Source organism: Candidatus Nanobsidianus stetteri (assembly GCF_003086415.1).
Lineage (GTDB): Archaea > Nanobdellota > Nanobdellia > Nanobdellales > Nanobdellaceae > Nanobdella > Nanobdella stetteri_A.
Window position 1 is genome coordinate 1 of sequence record NZ_QEFP02000020.1, and the last position, 7,160, is coordinate 7,160.

The 7,160-nt window shown below is 23.0% G+C and carries 9 protein-coding genes and 1 tRNA gene; 4 read left to right on the top strand and 6 right to left on the bottom strand.

Going from position 1 to position 7,160, the window contains the following annotated elements; genetic code table 11:
* Window positions 1-25 precede the first annotated feature (25 nt).
* Both DDW03_RS02695 and DDW03_RS02700 read left to right on the top strand, forming a co-directional pair.
* The gene (locus DDW03_RS02695; RefSeq protein ID WP_228615523.1) at window positions 26-229 is read left to right on the top strand and encodes a hypothetical protein; all 204 of its coding nucleotides are present in this window, start codon (window positions 26-28) and stop codon (window positions 227-229) included.
* Between the two features lie 52 nt (window positions 230-281).
* Window positions 282-1,118, top strand: a complete 837-nt coding sequence (locus DDW03_RS02700) for a TIM barrel protein (protein WP_228615524.1) — start codon at window positions 282-284, stop codon at window positions 1,116-1,118.
* Here the strand turns inward: DDW03_RS02700 and DDW03_RS02705 are convergent.
* The 5 genes from DDW03_RS02705 to DDW03_RS02725 are packed head-to-tail and all read right to left on the bottom strand — an operon-like array spanning window position 1,110 to window position 4,838.
* Window positions 1,110-2,612: a preprotein translocase subunit SecD family protein gene (locus DDW03_RS02705; protein ID WP_228615525.1), complete on the bottom strand. Its 1,503-nt coding sequence runs from the start codon at window positions 2,610-2,612 to the stop codon at window positions 1,110-1,112. The genes DDW03_RS02700 and DDW03_RS02705 overlap by 9 nt on opposite strands.
* A 24-nt stretch (window positions 2,613-2,636) precedes the next feature.
* On the bottom strand, window positions 2,637-3,218 hold the full coding sequence (locus DDW03_RS02710) for an endonuclease dU (RefSeq protein ID WP_228615526.1): 582 nt from the start codon (window positions 3,216-3,218) through the stop codon (window positions 2,637-2,639).
* Window positions 3,197-3,778, bottom strand: a complete 582-nt coding sequence (locus DDW03_RS02715) for a hypothetical protein (RefSeq protein ID WP_228615527.1) — start codon at window positions 3,776-3,778, stop codon at window positions 3,197-3,199. Before DDW03_RS02715 ends, DDW03_RS02710 begins: the two co-directional genes overlap by 22 nt.
* Window positions 3,775-4,218, bottom strand: coding sequence for a helix-turn-helix domain-containing protein (locus DDW03_RS02720; RefSeq protein WP_228615528.1), 444 nt, complete (start codon window positions 4,216-4,218; stop codon window positions 3,775-3,777). Before DDW03_RS02720 ends, DDW03_RS02715 begins: the two co-directional genes overlap by 4 nt.
* Entirely contained in the window at window positions 4,215-4,838 is a 624-nt protein-coding gene (locus DDW03_RS02725) for a hypothetical protein (protein WP_228615529.1), read from the bottom strand. Before DDW03_RS02725 ends, DDW03_RS02720 begins: the two co-directional genes overlap by 4 nt.
* 51 nt (window positions 4,839-4,889) lie before the next feature.
* On the opposite strand from DDW03_RS02725, the gene DDW03_RS02730 reads away from it, so the two are divergent.
* Window positions 4,890-4,962 (top strand) — tRNA-Ile (locus tag DDW03_RS02730).
* A 16-nt stretch (window positions 4,963-4,978) separates the two neighbouring features.
* Here the strand turns inward: DDW03_RS02730 and DDW03_RS02735 are convergent.
* Complete coding sequence (locus DDW03_RS02735) at window positions 4,979-6,646, bottom strand: ATP-dependent DNA ligase (RefSeq protein WP_228615530.1); 1,668 nt, start codon at window positions 6,644-6,646, stop codon at window positions 4,979-4,981.
* 39 nt (window positions 6,647-6,685) lie between these two features.
* On the opposite strand from DDW03_RS02735, the gene DDW03_RS02740 reads away from it, so the two are divergent.
* Window positions 6,686-7,160, top strand: a 475-nt coding sequence (locus DDW03_RS02740) for a DEAD/DEAH box helicase (RefSeq protein WP_228615531.1), incomplete at its 3' end; no start/stop codon positions are given.

Below are 7,160 nucleotides of genomic sequence, written 5' to 3' on the forward strand. Positions count from 1 at the left end.
TGAAATATTTTTAGGAGAATAATATTTGTATTTAAATTCTTCTAATGTATCTTTTTTACCAAACATAACTTCTGTATTAAAATTATTAGATTCAAATGATAAATTCTTATTTATTGGAGTATATGAGAATTTTTATAGAAAATGGAAATATGAAAAGGGTAAAGTTCTTAGACCAAGAAATTTGGAATTGGTTCATACAGAATTTCTGGTATTATTTAGAAAAGTATAAAAATAAATATTTTAACCAAAAAATTTAACTTTCAAAATATTATAATAACATTATGGTAAAACATCCAAAGAAATTGCATTTCGGTCCTGCAGGAGTTCCACTATCTTCTAAAAAAAGAGATACATTAAGCGGGATTATATATACATATGAAGAGTTAAATTTAGATGGATTTGAAATAGAATTTACATATGGTGTAAAATTAAAAGAGGATGTTGCAAATAATATAAACGAATATTTAAAGGATAAAGAATTTATATTAACATGTCATGCCCCCTATTATATTAATTTAAATTCTACAGAAGAATCAAAAATAAATAAATCAATAGATATGTTATATAATGCCGCAAGATTATTATATTTATCTGGAGGATATTCCGTCGTTTTTCATCCAGGTTGGTACTTAAATAATTCAAAAGAAGAAACTTATAATATAGTAAAAGAAAATCTAAAGAAACTAATGGATAAATTAAAGGATGAAAGTATCGATATTTATATAAGACCAGAGACAATGGAATTATCAAAAAAATTTGGAGATATAGATGAAGTAATAAAATTATCTCAAGATATAGAAAATGTTTTACCTGCAGTAGATTTTGCTCATTTAAGATATAGAAGTAATAGAAATGATATAGATTATTTTAGGGAAATATTAGATAAAATAGAAAATGAACTTGGAAGAGAAGCTTTAGATAATATGCATATTCATATTTCTGGTATAACTTTAGATAAAAAGGGTACGCATTTAAATTTAGAAGAATCAGACATGCCTTGGAAAGATATATTAAAATTATTAAAAGAATATAAAGTTAAAGGTGTTGTAATTTCAGAATCACCAAATATTGAGGAAGATGCAATTAGAATGAGAGATTATTATAAAAAATTAAAGTAGATTTTTTGCTAAATTAATAAATGCTGGTCTTGTTAATAAATATCCTATCCAAACTGTAATTATTACCATAACTGCAAATCCTTTATATAATGATAAACCTGCTACAAATGCTGGGAATACTGACAATGTTTCTAATATAATTGCTAATAGTATAACAAACATAGCTTTTTTAATTGCTTTATCCAATCTTTCAACATTATCTGTCTTTGCATCATTATTTCCTTCTTTCTTTGCTCTTAATATTTCCTCAGCAGCAACTAATTGGTCATCAATACCTGTAGCAGTTCCAAATATTATACCAATAAATGCTGGGATATCGTATGTTTGATGTAGTGCAATACCTATTGCAAATGCAATTAAGAATTCAGATACTAATGTTAATGTAATCAATGCAGGTATTTTTATATTTCTATATACTGCATATAGTATTGCAAATATGCCAATCAATATTAATAATAGTACTATTTCAAATGATTTTAATATATAATATCCAAATATTGGTGGAATTATAGATTCTTGTACAATATTAAATTTTGAAGGTAATTGTCCATTTTCTAATATTATGTATAAATTATATGCCTGTTGATATGCATTATATTGTGCTTGCGTTATAGAATTTCCAGTTCCAGATACTTGAATGCTTACTTGTTGTGTATTTGAACCCCTTAAATTTGCAGCAATTAATAATGTTGATACATTCTGATTATCTAAATAGAATACTATTGGTTCACTTAAATATGCACCTCCATTTTGTAATACTACAGACAGGTTTTGTGTAGCCTGTGCAAAACTATTAGCAGCTTGTGGTGATAATAATAATGTGAAATAATATGTACATACATATTGATTACCCACTGGAGAGCATCCTAATAAACCAGAATATTGTCCCCCAAATAAAGGTTTTATTTCAGAACCTGTAAATACTGTTGTATTACCAATTTTTGCATAAAATTCACCTTGACTAATTATATAAGGAATTAAATTTCCTTCAGAGTATGGTAATTCAACTATTATGTATCCAGCAGATGTTGGATATATATTTATTGATTTAACGCCAAAAGAGTTTAATCTATTTTCAATTACTTGTGCAGCAATTGATAATTCTTGAGGTGTTAGTGGTTTTGAGGAATTTAATATCAACAAATAACCTCCAGCAATATCTATTCCATAAGATATTAGAGATGTCTGTGTAATATTTGTTTCATTTATTAATAACTGATATTGATATGGTTCTAAAACTATATTTCCATTACTTGTACTTATTTGTAAAAATGAAGAATTAATATTATTATATATACATGTGTAATAAGAATTTATTGAATTTACTTGACAACCATTTATTGAATATATATATGTACTATTTGGTAAAATAGTACTAGAAGTAACTTCTACATTATTATTATTTAATGCATATATATCAAATACTAAAGCTGCAATAAAAATTATAATAAATATTAAAATTCTCCAATTTTTTATTAATGATTTAGTGTCCATATTGATGTTTTATGTAAAATATTTTTATGGTTTTCCTCTTGAATATCCTTTTGTTATTCCCATTGCAATTAGATGTGCAACTCTAATTGGTTCGGGAATTCTGGAATGTACAGATGTTAATTTAATTATATTTATCACATCATTATATTCTAATCCATAATATTGAAAATATAATGTTCCATATGCAGTTTTATAACTTTTCGGTTCTGGATATTTTTTTATAATTTCTAATCTTTTCTCATAATCCCTTGTATGTTTAATTGCTTCTATAAATTTATCTATATTTGGTTTTTTCCTTACAAAAGATATTATAGGTATATTTAATTCATTATATAAATATTCAAAATCTATTAAATTAAATCCACCAAAAGATATGCCATTTGTTGCGATTATTCTTAACTGATCATAATGTTTTGTTCTTTTTATCATTTCAATTATTCTATCATTTATATCAAATCCATCTATTTCAATTTTATTTGACAATATTCCATCTATTTGTAAAGATCCTCTCATTATAACTCCAACAATTATTGTATATTTATCTTTATTTCTATCAAAATATCCATCATCAATTCCCAATATTCTTATTTCTCTTTTGATATCCATTTATTAAAATATTTTTCCCAATCTAATTTAAAAAATAATATACTCAATAAAATAAATGCTATTGAAGAAATTATAGATAATTGTAATAAAGGTATGTTTGATATATGACTTAATTTATTTAAAATGAATATTTCAGCATATAATTCTAAAAATGATTTTAATATTTTTCCTAAAACCGCTATTAAATAATATTTTAATATATTTATTTTTTCAATTCCAAATGATAAAAATAATAAATCATCTAATGGAAGAAATGGTAATATAGTTAAAAAGAAAAAAGTTATGTAAAAGTTTTTACTGTTAGATATTCTTTTTATGAATAGTAAATTTTTATTATTCTTTAATGGTTTTGATAGAAGAATACCTATAATATATATTACAAATCTTCCGCTAGCTGCTCCTATGCCCAAAATAATTGATACTAGAATTATATTATATATATTTATTCCAATAATAGATAATATAGGTATTGATAATAACGTAAAGGGAGCTCCAAATAAGGGAAAAGAATTTAATATAAATGATTCAAAAAATATATATAATATATAATATATATTCATTCTTCAAATTCTAAAATGTCTCCAACAGTTATATAATTTTTATTATCTTTATTATTTATTTTTTCAGTTAATACTTCTTTTTTAGTTATTTTTATTCCTAATATTTTTTCAATCTTCTTAGCTAAATTTATATCTGGTATGATCTTTTTATTTTCTATTGATTTATATAAACTTTCTTTTATTCCCAATAATTTTGCCATATCTTCTTGCTTCAATTTATGTTCTTCTCTATATTTTATTAATATTTTATTATAATTTTCATCTATAACTTCTCCAACAATTTCTTTTATTTCTAATTTATTTTCTTTTATTATATTTCCATTTTCATCTACAGGTTTTCCATATTTTAAACAATCTTTACATACATTTAATATTGTGCCTTCTATAAATACTTTATATAATTTATCTGTACTTTTCCCACATAGCTCACATGTTTTCATTTTATTATTTTTATTATTTCATCTTTATATTCTAATGCTATTATAATACCAATCATTATTCCAAAAGATATTGCTGCAGATAATAATAAATAATATAGGGCTTGAACCAATACTGTTGAATTTAATCCTAAATAAGATAATGCAATGATTAAGAATAAATATAGTATGGTTCCTTTTACAATTTTTGCAACATTATTTTTTATATTAAATAAGTATGCAATAACATCTCCAATAACAATACCCGCAATTAATATTATTATTGCTGTATAGACTAAATTTAATATATAAAATAAATAAGAATAATAGGGAAAATCTACAACAATTCCCAATATTAAGAAATATAATATTATATAATATTTTACTAAACTTATAATTAAATTAGATATATTTATTCCATAAAATAATTGAGGATTTTTCTTTTGAATTTCATTTAATTTTGTATAATTGAATATAATTCTTAATATAAATATAATAACTTTTGCTATTATATATCCAATTGTTGCAAATATTATAAAAATCACAAAGTATGTTGTATAATCTTGAATATTTGATATATATAACAAAATAGGTTCTCCTATTACTTGGTAAATCTTTAATAATAGTTGACTTATGAAATCCATTAGATTTAATTTAAAAAAACTTTTATAAAAGATAAATAATCATAAATTTTAGGGCCCGTGGCTCAGGGGCTAGAGCGTCCGGCTGATAACCGGGAGGTCGGGGGTTCGAGTCCCCCCGGGCCCATATTAATTATTAATTTTTATATTTCTTCTTTTCTTTGTTTTTCATATAATTCTCTAATTTCTTGTATTGTATTTACATCTTTTTCACTTTTATCCCATCTTATTCTATTAACTCTGGCAAATCTTAATGCAAAACCAGATTTATACTTTGGGCTTTTTTGTATTTCATCATATATAACTTCTACAACAATCTTTGGTTTAAACCATACGATTCTTCCTTCTTCCTTTATTTTATATTTTAATAATTCTTTTGTTAATTGAACATATTCATTATCTGATAATCCCTTGAATGTTTTTGTTACCATTAAATATTCTCCAGTATCTTTATCTAATGCAGCTAAATATAAATCTGAAATAAAGTTTTTTCTTCTCCCATGACCCCATTCTCCTCCAATTATTACTAAATCTAGTGGTTCTAAATGTCCTTTTACCTTTAACCAAGATTTATCCCTTTTTCCAGGAATATACTTTGAATCCAATTTCTTTGCTACAAGACCTTCATTTTTCATATTAACAGATTCTTCAAAGAATTTCTTTGCTTCATCTTCTTTACTTGTAATTATCATTGGAGTTAAATCAATATTTCCTCTAATTTCTTCTAATATTTTTCTCCTATTTATATATTCCTCATTTATTAATAATTTTCCATCTAAATAGATTATATCAAATAAAAATAATTTAACAGGTATTTCCTTTATATATTTTGAAATTTCATATTCTCTCTTTATTCTTTTTGAAATTTCTTGAAAAGGCAATGGTAAATTTTTATTATAATCCCATGCAACAATTTCTCCTTCAACAACTACTTCATTATTTTTTATATTATTTAATATTAATTCTACAACATCTGGAAAAGATTTTGTTACATCCTTTAACCTTCTAGTAAATATTTTTACTTCATTTCCCCTTTTATGTATTTGTGCCCTTATTCCATCAAATTTAAATTCAAATGCTGCGGGAGAAAAATTATTAAATACATCTTGAAAATTATTTGCCTTTTCTGCAAGCATTGGTTTAAATGGATGAAACAATCTAATATTAACATTTTCAATATTTTTTGGATTATCAAATAAATATTCTGCTAAAACTCCAATATCTCCAATTATTGCATGAGCAATTTTAATCTTTTCATCATTAATACCATATATATAAGATAAACAATCCTCAATTGTTCCTTCCAATACACCATATCTCATATCTCCCTGTAAAATTCTTGTTAATAATTTTGCCTCTAAAGGTGATAAATTTTTATATATTCCTTCTAAATATAATATTCTTTTTTCTCTGGATCCTTCTCCTTCTAGATTTTCAATTTTCTTTAATTCATTATATATATCAATTATTGTATATTTTTTTGCAAACCATTTATTTAATTTTATATTTCCCTTTTCATAAATAATTTTAACAGCTTCTCCCAAATCTCCAGATTTTTTATATAATGAACTTAATTCCTTAATATTTACCCCCAAATTTTTTAGTACTCTTATAATTGTACTTATAGATACATTTAGTTTTCTTTCAACCCATTCTTCTTCAGTATTTCCTAAAATTAACCAGATAGTTATTTTTAATTCATTTTTATCTAATGACTTTATAAATCTAGATAGAACATCAATTTTCAGAGATTTTTCATTAATCTTTTCAACCTTTTCCAATATTTCTGCTAATTCGGAGAAATATTTCATTATATTTAATATAAAAATATTTAATCTTATATATCAAATATGAATATTGATGATCTAAAAAATATTTTTGAAAAAGAGTTTAGAGATTATATAGTTGGAATTAAATTAATTAATAATAAAAATGCTGAATATGATAATTTTGAATTTTATAATAAAGAATTAAATGAATATTTAAATTATAGAAACTTTAAATTATATAAACACCAAGTAGAAGCACTAAATTTATTATATAAAAATAAAAATCTAATTGTAACAACCCCAACAGCTTCTGGAAAATCCCATATATTTAGATTATATATTATTGATAATATATTAAAATATCCAAATAAAACCTTTTTATTAATTTATCCATTAAGAGCATTATTATACGATCAATATGAAAAATTTGAAGAATTAATAAAAGATTTTGAAAATTATACGAATAAAAAATTAAATATTAAGATGAAATTTATTTTGGGAGATTTAACATATAGTGAAAAAGAAAAAATAATAAAAGAAAGACCAAATTTAATTT